The organism is Pseudomonas sp. PDM17 (assembly GCF_014851985.1).
Classification (GTDB): Bacteria; Pseudomonadota; Gammaproteobacteria; order Pseudomonadales; family Pseudomonadaceae; genus Pseudomonas.
The window spans coordinates 299677-324555 of record NZ_JACVAT010000004.1; the positions used below are offsets into that span (position 1 = coordinate 299677).

Sequence of the window (24879 nt, forward strand, 5' to 3'; positions counted from 1 at the left end):
CCGGAATTCGCCGCATGCACCGCCTTCAGTCCTCACTAGCTTCCTACCTCGGGCTTGGCGGTCTGCTCTGCGTGCTCCTGCTTGCCAGTGCCTGGCTGGGTGAGGAACTGGCGAGCAGCGAGCGGCAGCGCGTACAGGAGCGCCTGACCTACCAGGGACGCAGCCTCGCGCACCAGCTGGAAGCCAACCTGCACGAGCAGGTCCAGGGCCTGGACCTGCTTGCCCAGCTGTGGACCCACCACGGCCGCATGCCCCGTCCCGAATGGGAACTGGACGCACGCTTCTACGTGCGCAGCTTCCCCGGCTACCAGTCGATCCAGTGGGCCGACCCGGAGCTGCGCATCCGCTGGCTGGAACCGCTGCAGGGCAACGAGGCGGCGCTTAACTTCCGGCTCTCCCCGCAGCACCCCAACTACGCGACGGCGATGTCCGCCCGCGACAGCGGCAAGCCGCGCCTGAGCGACAGCGTGGAGTTGGTCCAGGGCGGACGCGGCTTCGTGCTCTACACCCCGGTTTACCTGCGCGATGCCAACAACCAGCTGCAGTTCGACGGCTTCATGCAGGGCGTCTTCCGCGTCGGCCCGCTGATGGACAACCTGCTCAGGCAAGCGGACAACCACCTGTTCAGCGTGCGCCTGCTGGAGCACGGCCGGCCACTCTACGTGCGCGACCAGCCCGCCGGCGATGCCGAGCAGACCCTGCGGGTACCGCTGCGTCTACTCAACAACCGCAGCTTCGAGCTGGAGCTCAGCCCCACTCCGGCCCTTGTGCAGTCTCTGTCCACGCCGTTGCCGATGGTGGTGTTCGGCGGTGGCGTCGCCATCAGCCTGCTGCTGGTGGCAGCGCTGTTTCTCGCTCGCGAGAACGCCCGCCGCGCCACCGCGCTGAGCGCCAGCAACCAGTTGCTCAGCCAGGAAGCAGAGCAACGCCAATCGGTAGAGGCCAACCTGCGCGACAGCCGCGAACGGCTACAACTGGCGCTGGACCTCACCGACTCCAGCCGTGACGCGCTGTTCATCTTCGACCTGCAACAGCGCGAGCTGCTGCACATGAACCGCGCCACCTACAACGGCCTGGGCTACAGCGCCGAGGAGTTCCGCCACCTGCTGCGCGATGACCCGGAGCGGCTGATCCCCGGCTTCCACGCCTGGCTCCAGCTGGTGCAGCAGGCGCATCGGTTGAACCTGTCGATGATCTTCCAGCGCGAGATGCAGCGCCGCGACGGCAGCCTGCAGCCGGCGGAGATCAACACCCAGCTGATCCACCAGGGCGACCGCGACTACCTGATCGCCGTGGCCCGCGACAACAGCGAGCGCCTGCAGCTGGAAGCGCAGCTGCACAAGCTCTCGCAACAGGACGGCCTCACCGGCCTGTTCAACCGCCGCTATTTCGACCGCCAGTTGCAGAGCGAGTGGCGCCGTCTGCGCCGCGCGGACGCGCCGCTGGCGGTGCTGATGCTCGATGTCGACCACTTCAAGCGCTTCAACGACTGCCTCGGCCACCTGGCCGGCGACGATGCGCTGCGGCGCCTCGCCAGTTGCCTGCAGGAGTGCCTGCAACGCGAAGGCGATGTGGCATGCCGTTATGGCGGCGAAGAGTTCGTCATCATCCTCACCGACACCGGACTGGATGGCGCCAGCCACGTCGCCGCACGCATCCACCAGCGCGTGGCGGAGATGGGCATCGCGCATCCGGCCGGCGAGCTGGGACGGCTGACGGTGAGTATCGGCCTGGCCATCGCCACGCCGGGGCAGGACGCCGAGCCGGACCAGTTGATCGCTCAGGCCGACCAGGCGCTGTATGCCGCCAAGCACAGGGGACGCAACCAGACCTGCGTGTGGCCGGTGGATATGGCCGAGCGCACGCTCTCCTGAAAATCACTCGGGCCTGGCATGGGCACTCCACTGCAGGAACAGCAGCTCAGGCCATCTGCCCGATGGTCCGACGGAAGCGCCAGAGCGCGCCGAAGAAGAAAGCCGCACCGATCCCGACGATGGCCAGCAATTGCGGCCAGACGATCGACAGGTCGGCGCCGCGATAGAGGATCGCCTGGGCCAGGCTGACGAAGTGCGTGGTCGGCGCTGCCAGCATGATGTTCTGCACCAGCTCGGGCATGCTCTCGCGCGGCGTGGTGCCGCCGGAAAGAATCTGCAGCGGCATCAGGGTGAGGATTACCAGCAGCCCCAGTTGCGGCATCGAGCGGGCCACGGTGCCGATGAAGATGCCCATGGAAGTGGTGGCGAACAGGTGCAGCGCCGCGCCCAGCAGGAACAGCCCCACCGAACCGCTGATCGGCACGTCCAGCCAGCCGCGCACCACCAGTTGCAGCGAGATCGCCGCCGCCACCAGCACCACGGTGCCCATGGACCAGACCTTGGCCATCATGATCTCGAACGCGGTCAGCGGCATCACCAGCAGGTGTTCCACCGTACCGTGCTCGCGCTCGCGGATCAGCGCGGCGCCGGTGAGGATGATCGACAGCATGGTGATCTGGTTGATCACCTCCATCACCGCGCCGAACCAGGCCTGGGTCAGGTTCGGGTTGAACTCCATGCGCACTGCCAGCTCCGCCGGCATCGCTGGCTCGGCGCGGTAGCGGCTGACGAACTCGCTGACCTCGGTGCCGACGATGTTCTGGATGTAGCCGGCGCCGGAGAAGGCCTGGCCGGTCTGCGTTGCATCGACGTTGACCTGGATCGCCGGCTGCCGCCCGGCCAGCACGTCGCGCTGGAAGTCCGGCGGGATATCCAGGGTGAAGGTGTACAGGCCAACGTCCATGCCGCGGTCCATCTGCGCGTGGCCGATCATTTCCGGCACCCGGAAGTACGGCGGCTGGAAGGCGTTGACGATGCGCGAGGAGAGCTGCGACTGGTCCTCGTCGACGATGGCGATGGGCGCGTGGTGCAGGGTTTCCGGCACGCCGGTGGCCGAACTGTAGACGCCCAGGGTAAAGGCCCAGGCGATCAGGATCAGCATCGCGTAGTCGCGGCCCAGGCTGCGGAATTCCTTGATGCCGAGGTTGAAGATGTTCGCCAGCTTGTTCATCTCAGACCTCCTGTTTCTTCAGGCAGGCCACGCTGAGCAGCGTCAGCACCACCACCATCGCCAGCAACGGCAGGTAGTAGACCCACAGGTCGGCAAAACCCAGCGCCTTGGAGAAGGCGCCACGGCTGACGATGAGAAAATGCGAGGTCGGGTAGAGCTGGCCGATCACCGCCGCCGCGCCTTCCAGCGAGGACACCGGGTGGATCAGCCCGGAGAACTGGATCGCCGGGATCATGGTGGCGATGGCGGTGCCGAACACCGCGGCGATCTGGCTCTTCATGAAGGTCGAGAGCAGCAGGCCGAGGCCGGTGCTGGTCACCACGTAGAGGAACGCGCCGACCAGCAGCGCCAGGAAGCTGCCCTTGAGCGGCACCTGGAACAGCAGCACGGCCATGGCCAGCATCAGCACGAAGTTGATCATGCCCATGCCGATGTACGGCAGCTGCTTGCCGAGCAGGAACTCCAGGCGCGTGACCGGGGTGACGTAGAGGTTGGTGATCGAGCCCAGCTCCTTCTCGCGCACCACGCCCAGGGCGGTGAGCATCGCCGGGATCATGATCAGCAGCAGCGGGATCACCGCCGGCACCATGGCCTTGAGGCTCTCCACGTCCGGGTTGTAGCGGAAGCGCACCTCGGTGCTCGCCGCCGCGCTGGCGGCGCTGCTGCCACTCTGCCGCGCGAGGTCGGCCAGGTAGCTGGCGTGCAGCCCCTGCACATAGCCGACCACGGTGTTGGCGCGGGTCGGCATGGCGCCGTCGATCCACACGCCTATGGCCGGGTCGGCGCCGCGCTTCAAGTCACGGCCGAAATTCGGTGGGATCTCCACGGCCAGGCTGATGTCACCGCTGCGCAGGCGCCGCTCCAGCTCCTCGGGGTTCTGGATCGGCGCCTTCTCGATGAAGTAGCGCGAGCCGGAAATGTTCAGCGCATAGGCCTGGCTGGTGGTGGTCTGGTCGCGGTCGAGCACCGCGTAGGTGAGGTCCTCGACGTCCATGTTGATGCCGTAGCCGATGATGAACATCAGCAGCGCAGTGCCCACCAGCGCCAGGGTCAGGCGGATCGGGTCGCGGCGCAGTTCCATGGCCTCGCGGCGTGCGTAGCTGAACAGGCGCAACCAGCTGAAGCGGTCGCTGCCCTTGTAGCGGGCGGACTCGGCGGGCTGCTCGGGAGCCGGCGTGGCGTCGGGCACCGGGGCGCTGCCGGCGGCCTCCTCCAGGTAGGCGATGAAGGTGGCCTCCAGGGTCGGCAGGCCACGCTTGTCGATCAGCCGTTGCGGGGTGTCGCTGTCGAGCACCTTGCCGGCGTGCATCAGCGAGATGCGGTCGCAGCGCTCGGCCTCATTCATGAAGTGGGTGGAGATGAAGATGGTCACGCCGTCGTTGCGCGACAGCTCCACCATCAGCTCCCAGAAACCGTCGCGGGCCACCGGGTCGACGCCCGAGGTGGGCTCGTCGAGGATCAGGATTTCCGGTTTGTGGATCACCGCCACGGCCAGCGACAAGCGCTGGCGGATGCCCAGCGGCAGGCTGTCGGGCAGCTCGCCCTTGACCTTGCCCAGGTCGAAACGCTGGAGCATTTCCTCGACGCGCGGGCCGATCTGCTCGTGGGGGATGTGGAACAGCTTGGCGTGCAGTTCGAGGTTCTGCAGCACCGTCAGCTCGGCGTACAGCGAGAAGGCCTGGGACATGTAGCCGACGCGCCGGCGCGTCTCCATGTCGTTGGCGTTCACCGGCTGGCCAAACAGCGCGCAGGTACCCTCGCTGGCGGGCAGCAGGCCGGTGAGCATCTTCATGGTGGTGGACTTGCCGCAGCCGTTGGAGCCGAGGAAGCCGAAGATTTCCCCGCGCTCGATGCGGAAGCTGACGCGGTCCACCGCGACGAAATCGCCGAAGCGGCAGGTCAGCCCCTCGGCCTCGATGGCGATCTGCGGCGCGCCGTCAGGCTGCGGCCGCGGTGGAATCACCAGCTTGTGGTGGCCGGCGCGCTTGCTCTCGGGCAACAACGCGATGAAGGCTTCTTCGAGATTCTGCGTACCGGTGTGCGCGCGCAATTCGGCGGGCGTGCCAGTGGCGAGCACCTTGCCGTCGTCCATCGCCACCAGGTGATCGAAGCGCTCGGCCTCCTCCATGTAGGCGGTAGCCACCAGTACGCTCATGCCTTCGCGGCCAGTGCGGATGCGCGCGATCAGCTCCCAGAACTGGTTGCGCGACAGCGGGTCGACGCCGGTTGTGGGCTCGTCGAGGATCAGCAGGTCTGGGTCGTGGATCAGCGCACAGCACAGCCCGAGTTTCTGCTTCATGCCGCCGGAGAGCTTGCCTGCCGGGCGCTCGGCGAAGGGCGCAAGGCCGGTGCTGTGCAGCAGGTCGGCGATGCGCCGCTCGCGCTCGGCCTTGTCGTGGCCGAACAGGCGGCCGAAGAAATCGACGTTCTCGAACACCGAGAGCGTCGGATAGAGGTTCTTGCCCAGGCCCTGCGGCATGTAGGCGATGCGCGGGCACACGGCACGGCGGTGGCGCGCATCGCGCATGTCGCCGCCGAGCACCTGGATTTCGCCGTCCTGCATCTTCCGCGCACCGGCCAGCAGCGCCAGCAGGCTGGACTTGCCGACGCCGTCCGGGCCGATCAGGCCGACCATGCGGTTGGCCGGGATTTCCAGGGTGACGTCGTCCACTGCGCGGGTCTCGCCGTAGCGCAGCGAGACGCCAGCCAGACGGGCCACGCAGTCGGCGGCGTTCATTGCGGGACCTTGATCTGCAGCTCAGCCGGCCACTGCACCTGCGGGTCGAGACGCAGGTAGGCCATGCCCGGCACGCCGGTCTTCACGTAGGTGATGTACTTCTCCAGCAGGCCCGGATCGAGGCGCGCCTTGACCCGGAACATCAGCTTTTCGCGCTCGTTGGCGGTCTCCACGGTCTTGGGCGTGAACTGCGCGACGCTGGCGACGTAGGACACCTTGGCCGGGATCACGTACTCGGGCACGGCGTCGATCACCAGGTGCACTTCCTGGCCCAGAGCGACCTTGCCGGCCTGGCCCGAGGGCAGGAAGAAGGTCATGTAGACGTCGGCCAGGTCGACCATGTTGAGCAGCTTACCGCCGGCCGCCAGCACTTCGCCCGGCTGCGCCACGCGGTACTGCACGCGGCCGTTGCGCGGGGCCTTGAGCAGGCTGTCGTCGATATCTGCCTGCAGGCGCTCGACGCTCGCAGTGGCAGCCTCGATGGCCGACTGCGCCTCGATCACCTGGGAGCGCGCGGCGGAGATGCCGGCCTGCGCCGAGACCACCTGAGAGCGAGCCGCGGCCAGCGCCGCCTGGGCGCTTTGCAGAGTGGCGCGGTCGTCATCCTGTTGCTGTTGCGGCAGCGCATTTCGTTTGACCAGCTGTTCGGTGCGGGTGAAACGCTTCTGCGCGGCGGTGAGCTCCGCCTGGCGTTGCGCGACTATGGCTTCGGCGGTGGATTTCTCGCTGGTGCGCTGGGCCACCAGGGATTGTGCGGTGAGCTGGGCGTTCTGCGCCCGCCGCACTTCCGCCTGGGCCTGGGCGAGCTGGGCCTGGAGCACCTGGGTGTCCATCTTCGCCACCACGTCGCCGGCCTTCACGAAGTCGCCTTCGTCCACCAGGATTTCCGCCACGCGGCCGGGCAGCTTGGTGGCCACGTCGACTTCGGTGGCCTCGATGCGCCCATTGCCACTGGCGAAACCTTCGGGCAGCCCCGTCGGCTTGAACGTCTGCCAGGCCAGCGCGGCGAGCACGGCCACCACGAGCACCGCGAGACCGCGGGTGCGCCAGCTTTTTGCCTTTCCTGTCATCCGATTTCCCCTTTGTCCAGACGCTCGAATTCGAGCGGATCATGAGGGGATGTTCGGCGACCAGCGGCAAACGGGGTTTGATTCAGGTCAGGCGTGCGCCGGAAATTTCCTACGCGCCTTGTGAGGCGGGGCTTTCAGCCCGGCATTGCGGCGAGCAGCCGCAGCCGGGTGTCGCTTGGCCTGCATGAGGCGCACTCATGCAGCGCAGCCCGGAGGGGATCAGGGCTGGACGATCAGGTTGTTGAACAGCAGGTCGTCCACCAGCGGCTTGCCTTCCTCCTGCTGGAGGGCGGTCTGCACCTGCTTGAGGGCTTCCTGGCGCAGTTTCTCCTTGCCGTCGACGCTGCCGAGGGAGTCGTCGGTCTGCTGGGCGAACAGCATCACCAGTTGGTTGCGGATCAGCGGCTCGTGATGCTCGACCTTCTCGGAGGCCTCCTTGCCGGTGACCTTCAGCGCGATGTCGGCCTTGAAGTACTTCAGGCGCGGACCGCTGCCGTAGTTGCCCACCAGCGCGGGGGTGAGGTCGACGAATACAGGCTTGTTGGCGTCTTCCGGCTTGGCTTCCTCGGATTCGGAAGCCATGACGAAGGTACTGAAGGAAAAGGCCAGCAACAGGGCGAGGAAAGCTCTCAAGGCGATGTCTCCGGATTCGATGGGCAAAGGATAGCCACACTCGCGCCGCCGCCCAAGCTATATCGGGGCATAAGCCCAGGCCATGGTGATTTGCCCTCTGTGCCCGCGCTCCTACACTGGCCCTCTACTCACAAAGAAGAACCTCCAACGGAGTACGTCCTCATGAAAGCCGTGCTGTGCAAAGCCTTCGGCCCCGCCGAAACCCTGGTGCTGGAAGACATCGCCAGCCCCGAGCCGAAGAAGAACGAGGTCCTGCTGCAGGTCCATGCCGCCGGGGTGAACTTCCCCGACACCCTGATCATCGAGGGCAAGTACCAGTTCAAGCCGCCCTTCCCGTTCTCCCCGGGTGGCGAGGCTGCCGGGGTGGTCGGCGCGGTCGGTGAGAAAGTCAGCCACGTGAAGCCCGGCGACCGCGTGATGGCGCTGACCGGCTGGGGCAGCTTCGCCGAGGAAGTGGCGGTGCCCGGCTACAGCGTGATGCCGATCCCCGACGGCATGGACTTCGCCAGCGCCGCCGCCTTCGGCATGACCTACGGCACCTCCATGCACGCGCTCAAGCAGCGCGCCAACCTGCAGCCGGGCGAGACCCTGCTGGTGCTCGGCGCCTCCGGCGGCGTGGGCCTGGCCGCCGTCGAGATCGGCAAGGCCATGGGCGCCAAGGTCATCGCCGCCGCCAGCAGCGAAGCCAAGCTCGAAGTGGCCAAGGCCGCCGGCGCCGACGTGCTGATCAACTACAGCGAAGGCAGTCTGAAGGACAAGCTCAAGGAACTCACCGGCGGCCAGGGCGTGGACGTGATCTACGACCCGGTGGGCGGCGACCTGTTCGAGGAAGCCTTCCGCTCCATCGCCTGGAACGGCCGCATGCTGGTAGTCGGCTTCGCCAGCGGCACCATCCCGTCGCTGCCAGCCAACCTCACCCTGCTCAAGGGCGCCTCGCTGGTTGGCGTGTTCTGGGGCTCCTTCGCCCAACGCCAGCCGCAGGACAACGCAGCGAACTTCCAGCAGCTTTTCGCCTGGTTCGCCGAGGGCAAGATCAAGCCGCTGGTGTCCCAGACTTACCCGCTGGAACAGGCGGCCGACGCGATCAATCACCTGGGCCAGCGCAAGGCGGTGGGCAAGGTGGTAGTGACCGTTCGCTGAGCGCTTCCCATGACATGAAAAAGCCCCGCATCAGCGGGGCTTCTCGCTCTGGCGCTCCTACAAGGGGATACCGGCGTTGAGCTGTTCGCGAGCACCATAGGGCGGATAACCCGGAGCGGGTTATCCGCCCTACCAGAGTCTGCCGGGAGGCGCGCCATCCTACGGAAGAACGCCCTGCGCGCGATCGCAGGCATGGCCCGCTCCTGCAGAGCGACTTCTGCGATCAGGAATACAACGCCTTGAACTGCTCGCGCAGCACATTCTTCTGCACCTTGCCCATCACGTTGCGCGGCAGCGCGTCGACCACCATCACCCGCTTGGGCTGCTTGAAGCGCGCCAGCTTGCCGTCCAGCGCGGCAAGTACCTGCGCCTCGGTCGGCACCTCGCCTTTGCTGGCCACCAGCACGGCGGTCACGCCTTCGCCGAAGTCCGGGTGCGGTACGCCAATCACCGCCGATTCGGCCACGCCGGGCAAGGTGTCGAGGATTTCCTCCAGTTCCTTGGGATACACGTTGAAGCCGCCGCTGATGATCATGTCCTTGTTGCGGCCGACGATCTGCACGTAGCCGCGGTCGTCGACGAAGCCGATATCGCCAGTCATGAAATAGCCGTCCGCACGCAGCTCCTCGGCGGTCTTTTCCGGCATGCGCCAGTAGCCCTGGAATACGTTCGGCCCGCGCACTTCGATCATCCCCGGCTCGCCCTGGGGCAGCAGGGTCGGCTCGGCCTGGCCCGGATCGGTGATGCGCAGCTCGACGCCCGGTAGCGGGAAGCCGACGGTGCCGGCGATGCGCTGGCCGTCCAGCGGGTTGGAGGTGTTCATGCCGGTCTCGGTCATGCCGTAGCGCTCGAGGATGGCCATGCCGGTGCGCTCGGAGAACGCCTTGTGGGTCTCGGCAGTAAGCGGCGCGGAGCCGGAGATGAACAGGCGCATGTGCGCCACCGCCTCGCGGGTCAGTCCGGGCTGGTCGAGCAGGCGCGTGTAGAAGGTCGGCACGCCCATCAGCAGGTTTACCTGGGGCAGCAGCTTGAGCATCTGCGCCGCGTCGAACTTGCTCAGGAAGAGCATCGATCCGCCGGCCATCAGCAGGCTGTTGCAGGCCACGAACAGGCCGTGGATATGGAAGATCGGCAGCGCGTGAAGCAGCCAGTCCTCGCTGGTGATGCTCCAGTAGTCCACCAGCGCGCGGGCATTGGAGACCAGGTTGCCGTGGCTGATCATCGCGCCCTTGGAACGCCCGGTGGTGCCGGAGGTGTAGAGGATCGCGGCGAGATCGGAAGCAGCACGCTCGACATCGGCAAAGCGCCCCGGCTTGCCATGTACCCTGGCCATCAGCGAGCCGTCGCCGGCATCACCCAGGGTCTCCACGTGGGCCACGCCGCTGACTTTCGCCAGCTCCCGGGCCTGGTCCTCGAAGGCCGGCGCACAGACGAACAGCGAAGGCTCGGCATCATCGAGGAAGTAGCGCAGCTCCTCGCCGGTGTAGCCGCTGTTCAGCGGCAGGTAAACCGCGCCGACGCGCAGCACGGCGAGGTACAGCATCACCGTCTCGGGGCTCTTGTCGACCTGCACGGCGACGCGGTCGCCCGGCTGCACGCCGAGCTCCACCAGCGCATGGGCGAACTGCGAGGTGCTGCGCAGCATGTCGGCGTAGCTGTAGCCGCCGCCTTCCGGGGTACGGATGAACGGCTTGGAAAGGTCGCTGGGCAGGTGTTTGCCGACTTCGGCGAAAAGGCTCTGGTTCATGGTGAGGTCCTAGCGTTTTGTTTTCGCCGACAGGGTGGCCAGTTTGCGCACCTCGGGTGAGGCGGTGACCGCGCCCTGGTTGGCGTAGGCTTCGTGGTTCTTTTCGATCTGGCGCAGTTCGTAGCGGTAATTGACCATCAGCCCGGCGGCCTGGCGCAGGCCGCTGGTGGAGAGGTCGCCGCGCCAGTTCAGACGTTCCAGGCGCGCGCCGTTGCCCAGGTGGAAGCGCGCCACCGGGTCCAGCGGGAAACCCGCGCCGTTGCGGGCATGCAGGAAGTATTCGGCGGCCAGCGCCAGCATCGGTTGCTCCGTGCGTGGCGGCGGCGCGGCGTCGGGCTTGAGTGCCTTGAGCAGCTCGGCGGCTGTCGCGCCCAGCTGCGGGTCCTCCCCCAGGCTGTCGAGCCAGCGGCGGAAGCCGGGCACCGGCGACAGGGTGACGAACTGGCGCAGGCCGGGAATCTCCCGCGCCAGCTCCTCCACCACCTGCTTGATCAGGAAGTTGCCGAAGGAGATGCCGCGCAGTCCGTCCTGGCAGTTGCTGATGGAATAGAACACCGCGGTATCGGGCTCGTCTGCCGACGCATCAGCCGGCTTGCCCTCCGGACTCTTTGTTTCCAGGATCTCTGCAATCGCACCCGGCATGGCGCGGGTCAGCGCCACCTCGACGAAGATCAGCGGCTCGTCGGCCAGAGCCGGGTGGAAGAAGGCGAAGCAGCGGCGGTCGGCCGGCTGCAGGCGGCTGCGCAGGTCGTCCCAGTCCTTGATGGCGTGGACGGCCTCGTACCTGATGATCTTTTCCAGGATCGATGCCGGGGTCGACCAGTCGATGCGCCGCAGCACCAGGAAGCCGCGGTTGAACCAGGACGCCAGCAGGTGCTGCAGGTCGTGGTCCACGGCTGCCAGCTCCGGATTGGCTTTGAGCTCCTGCAACAGCAGGCGGCGCATGGCGATCAGCTCGGCGGTGCCGCCGGGTGCCTGGTTGAGGCGGCGAAACAGCTCCTGGCGCGGCGGTTCGCTGGCTTCGAACAATGCCGTGGTGTTGGCCGACGACGGCTCGTCGAGGTAGCGCTGGCAGGCTTGCGCCAGCGCATCGTGGGGTGGTGCGAAATCCTTCAGCAGGGTGTCGAAGAAGGCCTTCTGCTGGTCTTGCGGACAATCCCGGTAGGCGCACAGGACCTGCTGCGCCAGGGCCACGCCCGAGGCTTCGCCGTGGCTGGAGATCAGCTTGTGGCAAGCCTGCGCCAGCGCCTGGGCATTGCCCGGCGCCGGCTCGCGCGACTCCAGCAATTGCCGGCCGCGCTCGGTGATGCTTTGCAGCAGTTCCTGGAAGAAGCTGATATTCATGCGTCCCCCTCAGCTTGTGGATAACGGAGTTACACCCCCGCCAGCATGGGCGGCGGGCAGCGCTGATACCAGCGCGCGGCCTGCTCGTAGGCGTGGGCCAATTGCAGCACGGCCATGTCGGCCTGGTGCCTGCCGATGATCTGGATACCCATGGGCAGGCCCTGCTCATTGAAGCCCACCGGTACGTTGGCCGCCGGGCAACCGGACAGGGTGGCCGGGATCACCACTTCCATCCAGCGGTGGTAGGTGTCCATGGACTTGCCGGCGATTTCCTTCGGCCAGTCCCAGGTCTTGTCGAACGGGAACACCTGGGCGCTGGGCAACAGCAGGTAGTCATAGCGCTCGAACAGCTTGTTGATCGCACGGTACCAGTCGCTGCGCGCGGCGGAGGCGCGGAACACGTCCATGGCGGAGAGCTTCAGGCCGTTCTCCACTTCCCAGATCGCCTCGGGCTTGAGCAGCTCGCGCTTGGCCGGGTCGGTGTAAGCCGCGCCGAGGGAGCCGGCAACCATCCAGTGGCGCAGGGTACGCCAGGTGTCCCAGAGGCGCTCGGGCGCGAAGCCCATGGCGGTCTCCTCGACGTGGCAGCCGATGGCTTCGAAGTCGGCGAAGGACTGGCGGCACAGCTCCAGCACGCCCTTCTCCATGGGCAGGTGGCCGCTCAGATCGCCCAGCCAACCCAGGCGTGCGCCCTTGAAATCACGCTCCAGCGAGCCTGCGAACTGCTCGCCGCTCTCGGCGATGGACAGCGGTGCACGGGCATCGCCACCGGCCTGTACCGACAGCAGCAGCGCCACGTCGCGGACGCTGCGGCCCATGGGGCCTTCGTAGCCCATCTGGTCGATGAACAGGTCGGCGCTGTCGTCGAAGGGCACGCGGCCCTGGGACGGGCGGAAGCCGACAATGTTGTTGAAGGCCGCCGGGTTGCGCAGCGAGCCCATCATGTCGCTGCCGTCGGCCACCGGGACCATCTGCAGGGCCAGGGCCGCCGCCGCGCCACCGCTGCTGCCGCCGGCGGTGCGGTCGGGCGCGTAGGCGCAGCCGGTGGCACCGAAGATCGGGTTGTAGCTGTGGGAGCCGAGGCCGAATTCGGGGGTATTGGTCTTGCCGATGATGATCGCGCCGGCCGCCTTGATGCGCTCGACCATGATGCCGTCGCGTTCGGGCAGGTAGTCGCGGAACAGCGGCGAGCCGAGGGTGGTGCGGATGCCCTGGGTCAGCGACAGATCCTTCACCGCGTGGGGCAGGCCGTGCATCCAGCCACGGTACTCGCCACGGGCCAGTTCGGCGTCGCGCTGGTCGGCTTCGGCCAGCAGGAGGTCGTCCGGCTGCTGGCTGACGATGGCGTTGACCGCCGGGTTGTAGCGCTCGATCTGCTCGAGGTGCGCCTGCATCACTTCACGGCAGGAAACTTCGCGCAGGCGGATGCGCTGGGCCAGTTCGTGGGCCTGGAGCTGGACGAGTTCGTTTTGCTTGTTCTTCTGGCTCATGGAACGAGGCCTTTTTTCATCAGGATTTCCCGCAACGGGAAGGTTCGGTCGGGTTCAACGACCCCATCAGCGGATGGGGCTTGTAGCGAATATCGTGTTCGCCGGGCCGCACGCTGCCGGCACGCCCACCAAAATGGACGCGAGCAGCGGCGGTCTGTGGCTTTCCCGGTCGGGGATCAGCGCATCAGGTTGGTCCAGATACGGTCGGCCAGGCGGATCGCGCCTTCGCCGCAGGTCTTGCTGAACACCACCTTGGTGCCCTCGGGGATGTGCAGTTCCGGCGCATCCTTCAGGCTGGCGTCGAGGAAGGGTTCAACGCCCTTGATCGGGCTCTGGTGCTTGAGGAAGTTCTGGGTCATCGCCGAGTTTTCCGGCTGGCTGAGGAAGGCGATGAACTTCTTCGCGTTCTCCGGGTGCTTGGCGCCGGCCGGGATCACCAGGTTGTCCACCCAGGCCATCACCCCCTCTTTCGGGTAGAGGTACTTCAGGCTGGATTTCATCTCACGCGCACGCATCGACGAGCCGCCCCAGAACATCGACATGTCGACCTCGCCCGAGGCCAGGTTCTCGCGGATCGAGCCTGCCTTGGAGCTATAGGTCTTCACGAAGGGCTTCTGGTTCTTCAGCAGGGTCAGCACCTGTTGCATCTGCTTGGGATCCTCGCTGCACAGCGGAATGCCCAGGTAGAGGCTGGCGGTGTCGATCACTTCGCTCGCCGAGTCGAACATGTTGATCCTGCCCTGCAGCTCCGCCGGCGGGGTGAACAGCACCGAGTAGCTGTCGGCCGGGCCGCTGTACTTGGCGCTGTCCAGCACCACGCTGGTGGTGCCCCAGATGAAGGGCACGGCGTAGGCGCCTTCCGGGTCCCAGGTGGGCTTCTTCAGGTTGTCCTCGACGTTGGCGTAGTACGGCTGGCTGGCCGGGTCGAAGCGCTCCAGCAACTTCTCCTGGATCAGGATCGGCACGAACTGGTGCGAGGGAATGGCCACGTCGTAGCCGGTGCCGCCCTGCTTGAGCTTGGCCAGCAGCGTTTCGTTGGAGTCGTAGGAGTCCACGGTCACCTTGATGCCGGTTTCCTTCTCGAACTTCTCGAGGATCTGCGGGGTGAAATAGCCACTCCAGCTCACCACGTTCAGTTGCTCGGCGGCGTTCACGTTGGCCACCAGGCCCATGGCCAGCGAGGCCCCTACAGCAGCGATCAGTTTGCTCATCTTCTACTCCGGTATGTGGGCTCAGGCCTTCTTCTTGCCGAGCAGGTAGGACAGGGTTACGAACAGCACGGACACGCCGAGGATCAGGGTCGACACCGCATTCACATCAGGCGTCACGCCCATGCGCAGCAGGCCGAAGATGAAGATCGGCAAGGTAGTGGTGCCGGCCTGGGAGACCATCATCGAGATCACGAAGTTATCCAGCGAGACGATGAAGGCCAGCATCAGCCCGGAGAAGATCCCCGGCATCAGCAGCGGCAGGGTCACCTTGCGGAAGGTCCGCCAGGGGCCGGCGTAGAGGTCGGCGGCGGCCTGCTCCAGGGACAGGTCCATGTCGTTGAGACGGGCACGGATCGGCAGGTAGGCGAACGGGATGCAGAACACCGTGTGGGCGATGATCAGGTTGCCGTAGCCCAGCGACAGGCCGAGGGTGGAGAACAGCGCCAGGGTGGCGACGCCGACGACGATCTCGGGCAGCACCAGCGGCAGCATGATCGCCCCCATGGACAGGCGCAGGCCCTTGAACTTGGCGCCGCGCGAGGTGCCCAGCGCGGCCAGGGTGGCGATCACCGTGGCGATCACACTGGCGCACACGGCGATCAGCAGGCTGTTGCCGGCGGCCTGACGCAGCGCCTGGTTGGCGAAGGCGCTGCGGTACCAGTCGAGGCTGAAGCCGGTCCACACGGTGGCGGACTGGTTGGCGTTGAACGAGAGCACCACCAGCACCACGATGGGCGCGTAGAGGTACAGGTAGAACAGGAAGCTCAGCGCGCCGAAGCCACGAAAATCCTGCACACCCAGACGGCGTTTGGTCAGCAGCGAGAGCATCATTCACCTCCCCGGGCAATGCGCAGGCGTTCGGCGCGCATCGCGTAGAACATCAGCACCAGCATCACGGCTCCCATCAGCACCAGCGACAGCGCGGCGCCGAAGGGCCAGTTCCGCGAGTCGCTGAACTGCCGGAAGATCAGGTTGCCGAGCATCATCTTGGTGCCGCCGCCGAGCAGTTCGGGGGCGATCATCGCGCCCAGGCACGGCACGAAGGTGAGGATGGCGCCGGCCAGGATGCCCGGACGGGCAATGGGCAGGACCACCTTGCGCAGGGTACGGATGCGTCCGGCATAGAGGTCCTGGGCCGCTTCGAGCAGGCGCATGTCCATCTTCTCGAGGGTGGCGTAGATCGGCAGCACGACGAAGGGCGCGTAGGTGTAGACCAGGCCCAGCAGCACGGCGCCGTCGGTGTAGAGCAGGTTCAGCGGCTGGTGGATCAGCCCTAAGCTCATCAGTGTGCCGTTGACCACGCCGGTGCCACGCAGCAGCAGGATCCAGGCGTAGGTGCGGATCAGCAGATTGGCCCAGAACGGCACGGTGATCAGGAAGATCAGCAGGCCGCGACGGTGCGCCGGCTGCATGGCCAGCCACACCGCCACCGGGAAGCCCACCAGCAGGGTGATGACGGTGGTCGCCGCGGCGATGCCGATGGAGCGCAGGGCGATCATCACGTAGGAGTCGGCAAAGGCCAGGCTGTCGTCGAGTTGGCGCTCGAACAGCAGCGAGACATAGGCGTCAATGCTGAAGTGCGGGTTCACCCCACCGTAGGGGTTGGCCTGCATCAGCGAGTAACCGACCACGATGAAGATCGGCACGATCAGGAACAGCCCGATGGAGACCAGTGCGGGCGACACGCCGAGGAAGCTGCGCAGCGCCTGGCGCCGCTCCAGCGAATTGCCGGCGGTTGTGGATAACCGGTTCATGTTCACCTCCGCTCAGTCGACCAGGACGCTGGCGCTGCCTTTTTCAAAGAGCAGCCCGGCGCGTTGCCCGGCGGCCAGGCGCCCGCGTTGCCCGGCGCTGTTGGGCGCACGGACTGTCAGGCGGGTGCCGTCGGCAAGGCTGACCTGGTACTGCAGGTCAGTGCCCAGGTAGATCTGCTGGACGACGGTGCAGGGTGTGGCGGACGGGGTGTCCTCGGCCACCAGCTGCAGGCGCTCGGGGCGGATCGACAGGGTGACCTCGGCGCCGACCTTGAGGCCTTCGCGAGCCTGGGCCTCGATCAGTTGGTCGCCGGGGATCCGGTACTGCGCGCAGTCGCCGGTGAAGTTCTCGACCCGCGCCGGGAGGAAGTTGGTCTCGCCGATGAAGTCGGCGACGAAGCGGTTGCGCGGGTTTTCGTAGATGTCGTCCGGGCGGCCGACCTGCTGCACCTCGCCCTCGGAGAGCACGGCAATGCGGTCGGACATGGTCAGGGCTTCTTCCTGGTCGTGGGTGACGAAGATGAAGGTGATACCGGTCTTGGCCTGGATCGCCTTGAGCTCTTCGCGCATGGCCTGGCGCAGCTTGAGGTCGAGTGCGGACAGCGGCTCGTCGAGCAGCAGCACTTTCGGATGCGGCGCCAGAGCGCGGGCCAGGGCGACGCGCTGTTGCTGACCGCCGGAGAGCTGGGTCGGCTTGCGCTGGGCGAAGCGTTCCATCTGCACCAGGGCAAGCATCTCGTGGACGCGCTCGGCGACCTGCGCCTTGCTCATGCGCTGGCCCATCGGGTGGGATTCCAGGCCGAAGGCCAGGTTCTCGGCGATGGTCATGTGCGGGAACAGCGCGTAGTGCTGGAACACGGTGTTCACCGGGCGCTCGAAGGGCGGCCGGTCGGCGATGTTCTCGCCGTAGAGCTGGATTTCCCCGGAGGTGGGGAACTCGAAGCCGGCGATCATCCGCAGCAGGGTGGTCTTGCCGCAGCCCGAGGGGCCGAGCAGGGTGAAGAACTCATTGTCGCGGATGTCCAGGTCGACGCATTTGAGCGCGACGGGACCGCTGGCCGGGTCGCCGTAGACCTTGCGCACGGAGCGGATGGAAACCGCCGCCGTCTGCAGGCTGTGCAGGGCATTCATGGTGAAACCTCCGCATCCTTCCCGTTTGCCGCACGCTGGCAGCCGGGGGATCTTGTAGTTGTTCTGGCAGGGCTGGAGTAGTCGCTGGATGCAGCGCTGGCCGTGGGTTCGGCTCGATATTGTGGTGATGCTGCTGGAGCGGATATTCGAAGAAAGGTGGTTGAGCGAAAAGCTCAATTTTCTTACATTCGATATTAAATAATTTAACAACAGAAAAACTGACACCCCTGAGGCCAAGCCCATGTCCATCCAGCGTCTTCCGCCGCTCAATGCCGTCCGCGCCTTCGAGGCCGCCGCCCGGCTGGGCAGCTATGTCGCCGCCTCGAAAGACCTGCATGTGACGCAGCCGGCCATCGGCCGTCACGTGAAGCTGCTGGAGGACTGGCTGGGCGTGCAGCTGTTCGAGCGCACCCCGCGCGGGGTGAGCCTGACGCCGGCCGGGCAGCGCTACTACGCGAAGATATCCACAGCCCTGCAGCAGATCGCCGACGCCGGCCATGAACTGGCCCCCGGCGGCACCGCACGGTGGCTGAAGATCCTGGTGGTGCCGGCCTTCGCCAAGCGCTGGCTGATGCCGCGCCTGGAAACCCTGCGCCAGCAGCGCCCAGGCCTGAAAGTGGCGGTGGAGCCCAACCCGACTTTCACCGAAGTGGACGGAAAAAGCGCCGATCTGGGGATTGTCTACGGGCTTCCCGGCGTCTATCCGCAGTGCCACAGTACCCTGGTGCGGCCGGCGGTTTTCCCGGTGTGCTCGCCCTCCTACCTCGAAGAGCACGGCCCGCTGAGCAGCGTGCACGAACTGGCGCAGCACAAGCTGATCCACGTTGACGACGGCGAATGGTGGAACCTCTGGCTGTCCACCATCGGGCTGGACTTGCGGGTGAACTCCGACGTGCTCTACGTCAGCAACGACCACGCGCTGTCCATGGCCGAGGCTGGCCACGGCATCGCCCTGGCCAACCTGGTGCTGGTGAAGCACCAGTTGGCCACCGGCACGCTGGTGCGACCGCTACCCGAGGAGGTGCCGCTGGAGAGCTACCAACTGCTGCTGCCCACCGGCGCGGTGAGCGCCGACGTGGCCTGGTTCGAGGACTGGATTCGCGCGGCTTTGCAGGAGGAGTTCTCGCCACATGCCACCCACGAGACTGAGTCGACTGAATAGCTAGGCGGAGTGCCGAAGACAGTGCGACTGGCACGGCGAGGCGCTCCAACGACGCTAGACAGTTGAATCAGCCTCGTGGGGCGTAGGCGAAGACGTCGGCGCGCATTTGATGCGGGTCCATGCCCGCCGCCACCAGCGCGTCCAGCGTGCCGTAGACCATCGCCGGCGAGCCGCTGGCGTAGACGCGCAGGCCGGACAGCTCGGCGAAATCCTCGCACACCGCTTCATGCAGCAGACCGCAGCGCCCCTGCCAGCCGCACAGGTCGCTGACGATCTTGTGCAGATGCAGGTTGGGCACGCTTGCCCACTGCTCCCAGTGCGGCAGCTCGTAGAAATCCTCCGGGCGCCGCACGCCCCAGTACAGGTGTACCGGGTGGGCGAAACCAGTGGCGCGGCAGAACTCGATCAGACTGTGCATCTGCGCCATGCCGGTGCCGGCGGCGATCAGCACCAGCGGGCCGTCCGGCAGATCGGCCAGGTGCGCGTCGCCGAAGGGCATCTGCACGCGGGCAAAGCGGTCGCGCTGCAACTGGGTCAGCAGGTCGATGGCGCTGTTCTCGCGGGCCAGGATGTGCAGCTCCAGGTCACGCCCTTCCTGCGGCGCGGAGGCCAGGGAGAAGGCCGCCGGGTCGCTGCCTTCGCGCTCGAGCAGCACGTACTGCCCGGCGTGGTAGCGCGGCGGCTTGCCGGCCGGGGCACGCAGGCGCACGCGCCAGACGTCGCCGCCCACCGGCTCGCAGAGGCTCAGCTGGCAGGACAGCCTGCGCACCGGCAGCTCGCCGGGGGCCAGCACACCGTCCCAGTGCAGCACGCAGTCTTCCAGCGGCTCGGCCAGGCAGGTGAAGAGCTCGCCGTGGTCGCGCACCTCGCCGTCCTGGCGCACGCGGCCTTCCACCAGCAGCGCCGCGCAGATATGGCAGTTGCCGTTGCGGCAGCTCTGCGGGCACTCGTAGCCCAGGCGCCGCGCACCGTCGAGGATACGTTCCCCGGGCCGCAGCTCAAGCTGGGCGCCGGAGGGTTGCAAGGTCACTTTCAAGCGATGTTCTCGTTCTTCTGATTTCTCCGGAGCAACCGATTTCTTCTGGATGCTCCGTGCCAGCACTTCCCCCTCACCCCAACCCTCTCCCTCAGGGAGAGGGGGTAGACCGTGCCGGCTGACACCATGGCGTCATCCTGTAGCGAACGGTCCCCTCTCCCGCTTGCGGGAGAGGGTTAGGGTGAGGGTGAGGGGCTCTTGATCTCGCCTGTTCGCGAGCAAGCCCGCTCCTACAAGGTTACCCGCGCATCAGTCGATGCCCAGGCTCGCCCAGATTTCGTCGACGCGACGGGTCACCGCCGGGTCCTTCTCGATCACCCGGCCCCATTCACGGCTGGTCTCGCCCGGCCACTTGTGGGTGGCGTCCAGGCCCATTTTCGAGCCCAGGCCGGAGATCGGCGAGGCGAAGTCCAGGTAGTCGATCGGGGTGTTGTCGATCATCACCGTGTCGCGCTTGGGGTCCATGCGCGTGGTGATGGCCCAGATCACGTCGTTCCAGTCGCGGGCATTGATGTCGTCGTCGGTGACGATAACGAACTTGGTGTACATGAACTGTCGCAGGAACGACCAGACACCGAGCATCACGCGCTTGGCGTGGCCGGGGTACTGCTTCTTCATGGTCACCACCGCCATGCGGTACGAGCAGCCCTCGGGCGGCAGGTAGAAGTCGGTGATCTCGGGGAACTGCTTCTGCAGGATCGGCACGAAGACTTCGTTCAGCGCCACGCCGAGGATCGCCGGCTCATCCGGCGGGCGGCCGGTGTAGGTGCTGTGGTAGATCGGTTTCTGCCGGCGGGTGATGCGCTCGACGGTGAACACCGGGAAGCGGTCCACCTCGTTGTAGTAGCCGGTGTGGTCGCCGTACGGGCCTTCATCGGCCATCTCGCCGGGATGGATCACCCCTTCGAGGACGATCTCGGCGCTAGCCGGCACCTGCAGGTCGTTGCCGATGCACTTGACCAGCTCGGTCTTGTGCCCGCGCAGCAGGCCGGCGAAGGCATACTCGGAGAGGTTGTCCGGCACCGGGGTCACGGCGCCGAGGATGGTCGCCGGGTCCGCGCCGAGGGCCACAGCCACCGGATAAGGTTGGCCGGGGTGCTTCTGGCACCACTCGCGGAAGTCCAGCGCACCGCCGCGGTGGCTGAGCCAGCGCATGATGACCTTGTTGCGGCCGATCACCTGCTGACGGTAGATGCCCAGGTTCTGCCGCTCCTTGTTCGGCCCACGGGTGACCGTCAGGCCCCAGGTGATCAGCGGCGCGACGTCACCAGGCCAGCAGGTCTGCACCGGCAACTTCGACAGGTCGACGTCGTCGCCCTCCTCGATCACTTCCTGGCACGGCGCGTCCCGCAGGACCTTGGGCGCCATGTTGATGACCTTCTTGAAGATCGGCAGCTTGGACCAGGCGTCCTTCAGCCCCTTGGGCGGCTCGGGCTCCTTGAGGAAGGCCAGCAGCTTGCCGATCTCGCGCAGTTCGGAGACGTCCTCGGCGCCCATGCCCAGCGCCACGCGCTCGGGCGTGCCGAACAGGTTACCGAGTACGGGGATGTCATAGCCGGTGGGCTTTTCGAACAGCAGGGCCGGGCCCTTGGCGCGCAGGGTGCGGTCGCACACCTCGGTCATTTCCAGCACCGGGGATACCGGCGCCTGGATGCGCTTGAGCTGTCCGCGCTGCTCCAGGGCAGCGATGAACTCGCGCAGGTCGCGATACTGCATGAGGGTCTCGATGGCGGCAGGATGATGCGACAGTCTACCGCCTATCAGCGCCTTGCAGAAACACGAAGGCCGGGTTTCCCCGGCCTTGTGCGGTTCGAGAGGCGCTTACTTGCTGCGCTTCATCGAATCGAAGAACTCATCGTTGGTCTTCGTCTGGCGCAGCTTGTCCAGGAGGAATTCCACAGCGGCGATCTCGTCCATCGGGTGGAGGATCTTGCGCAGGATCCACATGCGCTGCAGCTCTTCCTCACCGGTGAGCAGTTCTTCGCGACGGGTGCCGGAGCGATTGATGTTGATCGCCGGGAACACGCGTTTTTCCGAGATGCGACGGTCGAGGATGAGTTCCGAGTTACCGGTACCCTTGAATTCCTCGTAGATCACTTCGTCCATCTTCGAGCCGGTTTCGATCAGCGCGGTAGCGAGGATGGTCAGCGAACCGCCTTCCTCGATGTTGCGCGCGGCGCCGAAGAAGCGCTTGGGCTTTTCCAGGGCGTGGGCGTCGACACCACCGGTGAGCACCTTGCCGGAGCTGGGGATCACGGTGTTGTAGGCACGGGCCAGACGGGTGATGGAGTCCAGCAGGATGATCACGTCCTTCTTGTGCTCGACCAGGCGCTTGGCCTTCTCGATCACCATCTCGGCAACCTGCACGTGGCGGGTCGGCGGTTCGTCGAAGGTGGAAGCGACGACTTCGCCGCGCACGGTGCGCTGCATCTCGGTCACTTCTTCCGGGCGCTCGTCTATCAGCAGGACGATCAGGTGGCACTCGGGGTTGTTGCGGGTGATGTTCGAGGCGATGTTCTGCAGCATAATGGTCTTGCCCGCTTTCGGCGGGGCGACGATCAGGCCGCGCTGGCCCTTGCCGATCGGCGAGCAGAGGTCGATCACACGGCCGGTGAGGTCCTCGGTGGAGCCGTTGCCGGCCTCCATGGTCAGGCGCTTGGTCGGGAACAGCGGCGTCAGGTTCTCGAAGAGAATCTTGTTCTTCGCGTTCTCCGGACGATCGAAGTTGATCGAGTCGACTTTCAGCAGGGCGAAATAACGCTCGCCTTCCTTCGGCGGCCGAATCTTGCCGATGATGGTATCGCCCGTACGCAGGTTGAAGCGACGGATCTGGCTGGGCGAAACGTAGATGTCGTCGGGGCCGGCCAGGTACGAGGAATCGGCGGAGCGCAGGAAGCCGAAGCCATCCTGGAGAATCTCCAGCACGCCGTCACCGGAGATTTCCTCACCGCTTTTCGCATGCTTCTTCAGCAGCGCGAAGATGATGTCCTGTTTGCGCGAACGGGCCATGTTTTCCAGGCCCATGGCATCGGACATTTCCAGCAATTCGGCAATCGGCTTTTGCTTGAGTTCGGTCAGATTCATAGAAGGGACGTAAATACGCTGAAAGGGGAAAAGGGAACAAGCGTAATGCTTGAAGAGCCGCGCCGTAGATGACGGACAGGATCGCTTGGAATTCGAATGGGAAGTGCGTCGGCGACGGCTTGCAGGGGACAACAAAATAATCGTTGTGCGCCCGAATTTAACACCCGAGTTTCGGAGCGTCTAGGGGCAATAACGAAAAAACCCCGCGCATTGGCGGGGTTTTTCGGGCTTCTTCGACTTAGATGTTGCTGTCGAGGAAGGCAGCCAGCTGCGACTTGGACAGCGCGCCGACCTTGGTCGCTTCGACGTTGCCGCCCTTGAACAGCATCAGGGTCGGAATGCCACGCACGCCGTACTTCGGCGGGGTGTCCTGGTTCTCGTCGATGTTCAGCTTGCAGACTTTCAGCTTGCCCTGATAGTCCTTGGCGATCTCGTCGAGTACCGGGGCGATCATCTTGCACGGGCCGCACCATTCGGCCCAGTAGTCGACCAGCACGGGACTATCGGACTTCAGTACGTCCTGCTCGAAGCTGGCATCGGTAACATTGACGATATGTTCGCTCATGTATTCTCTCCGTCAATCGGATGCGAAAAAGTGTCCGCCATCATATCCCGCCTCGGCCCACACCGAAAGGCGCAGCCGATTGAGTGTATCTATCGCTGCCGCGGTGACTTCTGATCGGTGACAACCCCTTCATTGGCACTACCTGCCTAAAATGGCAGGATGTCTCCCGTATTTATCCGGACCCGCCCCTATGCCCCATACCCCTGCCAAGACCTTTCCGATGATCGCGGCCATTGACCTTGGCTCGAACAGTTTCCACATGGTCCTGGCGAAGGCCGATCACGGCGAGATCCGCATCCTCGAGCGGCTGGGCGAGAAGGTCCAGCTGGCCGCCGGCATCGGCGAGGACCGCATGCTCACCGCGGAAGCCATGCAGCGCGGCTACGACTGCCTGAAGCAGTTCGCCCAGTTCATCAATGGCATGCCGCCGGGTTCGGTTCGAGTGGTAGGCACCAACGCCCTGCGCGAAGCGCGCAACCGTGCCGAATTCATCCGCGAAGCCGACCAGATCCTCGGCCACCCGGTGGAAGTCATCTCCGGCCGTGAAGAAGCGCGCCTGATCTATCTGGGCGTGTCCCACACCCTGCCGGACAACCCCGGCAAGCGCCTGGTGGTCGACATCGGCGGCGGCAGCACCGAGTTCATCATCGGCCAGCAGTTCGAATCGCAACTGCGCGAGAGCCTGCAGATGGGCTGCGTGAGCTTCACCCAGCGCTACTTCAAGGACGGCAAGATCACCCCGGCGCGCTACGCCCAGGCCTACACCTCGGCCCGCCTGGAGCTGATGAGCATCGAGAACAGCCTGCGCCGCCTGGGTTGGGACGAGGCCGTCGGCGCCTCCGGCACCATCCGCGCGATCTGCCTGGCGATCCAGGCCGGCGGCCATGGCAACGGCGAGATCAACCCCGAAGGACTGGCCTGGCTCAAGCGCAAGATGTTCAAGCTGGGCGAGGTCGAGAAACTCGACATCGACGGCATCAAGCCGGACCGCCGACCGATCTTCCCGGCCGGCATGGCGATCCTCGAGGCGCTGTTCGATGCCCTCGAACTGACCCGCATGACCCACTCCGAAGGCGCCCTGCGCGAAGGCGTGCTCTACGACCTGCTGGGCCGCCACCACCACGAGGACGTCCGCGAGCGCACCATCGGCGCCCTCATGGAGCGCTACCACGTCGATCCGGAACAGGCTGCGCGCGTCGAGGCCAAGGCGCTGGAATCCCTGGACCAGGTCGCCAAGGCCTGGGACCTGAACGACGAGGGCCACCGCGAGCTGCTGATGTGGGCCGCGCGCGTCCACGAGCTGGGCCTGGACATCGCCCACTACCACTACCACAAGCACGGCGCCTACCTGCTGGAGCACTCGGACCTGGCCGGCTTCTCGCGCCTGGACCAGCTGACCCTGGCGCTGCTGGTGCGCGGCCACCGCCGCAACATCCCGGTGGACAAGTTCAACGAGCTCGGCGACGAGGGCGACAAGTTGATCCGCCTGTGCATCGTGCTGCGCTTCGCCATCCTCTTCCACCACATCCGTGGCACGCAGGAAATGCCGGCCGTGGCCCTGAAGGCCTCCGGCAAGTCGCTGGACGTGCGCTTCCCGGACGGCTGGCTGGCCGCCAACCCGCTGACCCAGGCGGACTTCGAGCAGGAAGCCGAATGGCTCAAGCGCGTGGGCTATTCGCTCAGCGTGAGCTGATCTCCCCCGCGACAGACGAAGGCCCCGGCGCTTGCGC

General features: G+C 65.9%; 19 protein-coding genes. 4 read left to right on the plus strand and 15 right to left on the minus strand.

Annotation, left to right across the window (positions count from 1 at the left end; all coding sequences use genetic code 11):
- Positions 1-14 precede the first annotated feature (14 nt).
- Complete coding sequence (locus IB256_RS15605) at positions 15-1874, plus strand: diguanylate cyclase (RefSeq protein WP_192403180.1); 1860 nt, start codon at positions 15-17, stop codon at positions 1872-1874.
- Positions 1875-1920: 46 nt separating this feature from the next.
- Here IB256_RS15605 and IB256_RS15610 read toward each other — a convergent pair whose 3' ends face one another.
- The 4 genes from IB256_RS15610 to IB256_RS15625 all read right to left on the minus strand — a co-directional run bounded on the left by IB256_RS15610 (position 1921) and on the right by IB256_RS15625 (position 7485).
- Entirely contained in the window at positions 1921-3045 is a 1125-nt protein-coding gene (locus tag IB256_RS15610; protein WP_138213177.1) for an ABC transporter permease, read from the minus strand.
- Between the two features lies 1 nt (position 3046).
- On the minus strand, positions 3047-5782 hold the full coding sequence (gene rbbA / locus IB256_RS15615; RefSeq protein WP_192403183.1) for a ribosome-associated ATPase/putative transporter RbbA: 2736 nt from the start codon (positions 5780-5782) through the stop codon (positions 3047-3049).
- On the minus strand, positions 5779-6852 hold the full coding sequence (locus IB256_RS15620) for an HlyD family secretion protein (RefSeq protein WP_192403185.1): 1074 nt from the start codon (positions 6850-6852) through the stop codon (positions 5779-5781). The genes rbbA and IB256_RS15620 overlap by 4 nt, the downstream gene beginning before the upstream one ends.
- A 219-nt stretch (positions 6853-7071) precedes the next feature.
- Positions 7072-7485, minus strand: coding sequence for a flagellar basal body-associated protein FliL (locus tag IB256_RS15625; RefSeq protein ID WP_138519768.1), 414 nt, complete (start codon positions 7483-7485; stop codon positions 7072-7074).
- 162 nt (positions 7486-7647) lie between these two features.
- Between IB256_RS15625 and IB256_RS15630 the strand changes: the two genes are divergently transcribed.
- On the plus strand, positions 7648-8625 hold the full coding sequence (locus IB256_RS15630) for an NADPH:quinone oxidoreductase family protein (protein WP_081519521.1): 978 nt from the start codon (positions 7648-7650) through the stop codon (positions 8623-8625).
- 223 nt (positions 8626-8848) lie between these two features.
- Here IB256_RS15630 and IB256_RS15635 read toward each other — a convergent pair whose 3' ends face one another.
- The 7 genes from IB256_RS15635 to IB256_RS15665 all read right to left on the minus strand — a co-directional run bounded on the left by IB256_RS15635 (position 8849) and on the right by IB256_RS15665 (position 17302).
- Complete coding sequence (locus tag IB256_RS15635) at positions 8849-10372, minus strand: malonate--CoA ligase (RefSeq protein WP_192403187.1); 1524 nt, start codon at positions 10370-10372, stop codon at positions 8849-8851.
- 9 nt (positions 10373-10381) lie between these two features.
- Positions 10382-11716, minus strand: a complete 1335-nt coding sequence (locus tag IB256_RS15640; protein ID WP_192293913.1) for a malonyl-CoA decarboxylase — start codon at positions 11714-11716, stop codon at positions 10382-10384.
- A gap of 29 nt (positions 11717-11745) precedes the next feature.
- A complete protein-coding gene (locus tag IB256_RS15645; RefSeq protein WP_192293915.1) occupies positions 11746-13206 on the minus strand; it encodes an amidase in 1461 nt (486 codons plus the stop codon).
- A 176-nt stretch (positions 13207-13382) separates the two neighbouring features.
- On the minus strand, positions 13383-14378 hold the full coding sequence (locus IB256_RS15650; RefSeq protein WP_405307710.1) for an extracellular solute-binding protein: 996 nt from the start codon (positions 14376-14378) through the stop codon (positions 13383-13385).
- Positions 14379-14438: 60 nt separating this feature from the next.
- A complete protein-coding gene (locus IB256_RS15655; RefSeq protein WP_174824627.1) occupies positions 14439-15245 on the minus strand; it encodes an ABC transporter permease in 807 nt (268 codons plus the stop codon).
- A complete protein-coding gene (locus IB256_RS15660) occupies positions 15245-16171 on the minus strand; it encodes an ABC transporter permease (RefSeq protein ID WP_192293919.1) in 927 nt (308 codons plus the stop codon). Before IB256_RS15660 ends, IB256_RS15655 begins: the two co-directional genes overlap by 1 nt.
- Positions 16172-16183: 12 nt before the next feature.
- The gene (locus IB256_RS15665; RefSeq protein WP_192403189.1) at positions 16184-17302 is read right to left on the minus strand and encodes an ABC transporter ATP-binding protein; all 1119 of its coding nucleotides are present in this window, start codon (positions 17300-17302) and stop codon (positions 16184-16186) included.
- A 241-nt stretch (positions 17303-17543) separates the two neighbouring features.
- On the opposite strand from IB256_RS15665, the gene IB256_RS15670 reads away from it, so the two are divergent.
- Positions 17544-18464, plus strand: coding sequence for a LysR substrate-binding domain-containing protein (locus IB256_RS15670; RefSeq protein ID WP_192293923.1), 921 nt, complete (start codon positions 17544-17546; stop codon positions 18462-18464).
- A 67-nt stretch (positions 18465-18531) separates the two neighbouring features.
- On the opposite strand, the gene IB256_RS15675 is transcribed toward IB256_RS15670, so the two are convergent.
- From IB256_RS15675 to trxA, 4 genes are all read right to left on the minus strand, one after another.
- Positions 18532-19500: a CDP-6-deoxy-delta-3,4-glucoseen reductase gene (locus tag IB256_RS15675; protein ID WP_192293925.1), complete on the minus strand. Its 969-nt coding sequence runs from the start codon at positions 19498-19500 to the stop codon at positions 18532-18534.
- A 249-nt stretch (positions 19501-19749) separates the two neighbouring features.
- Entirely contained in the window at positions 19750-21216 is a 1467-nt protein-coding gene (gene ubiD, locus IB256_RS15680; RefSeq protein WP_081519511.1) for a 4-hydroxy-3-polyprenylbenzoate decarboxylase, read from the minus strand.
- A 105-nt stretch (positions 21217-21321) separates the two neighbouring features.
- On the minus strand, positions 21322-22584 hold the full coding sequence (rho, locus tag IB256_RS15685; RefSeq protein WP_015475046.1) for a transcription termination factor Rho: 1263 nt from the start codon (positions 22582-22584) through the stop codon (positions 21322-21324).
- Positions 22585-22822: 238 nt separating this feature from the next.
- Positions 22823-23149: a thioredoxin TrxA gene (trxA, locus tag IB256_RS15690; RefSeq protein ID WP_081519510.1), complete on the minus strand. Its 327-nt coding sequence runs from the start codon at positions 23147-23149 to the stop codon at positions 22823-22825.
- Positions 23150-23339: 190 nt separating this feature from the next.
- Between trxA and ppx the strand changes: the two genes are divergently transcribed.
- Complete coding sequence (gene ppx, locus IB256_RS15695; protein WP_192293929.1) at positions 23340-24842, plus strand: exopolyphosphatase; 1503 nt, start codon at positions 23340-23342, stop codon at positions 24840-24842.
- The last annotated feature ends 37 nt before the right edge of the window (positions 24843-24879 follow it).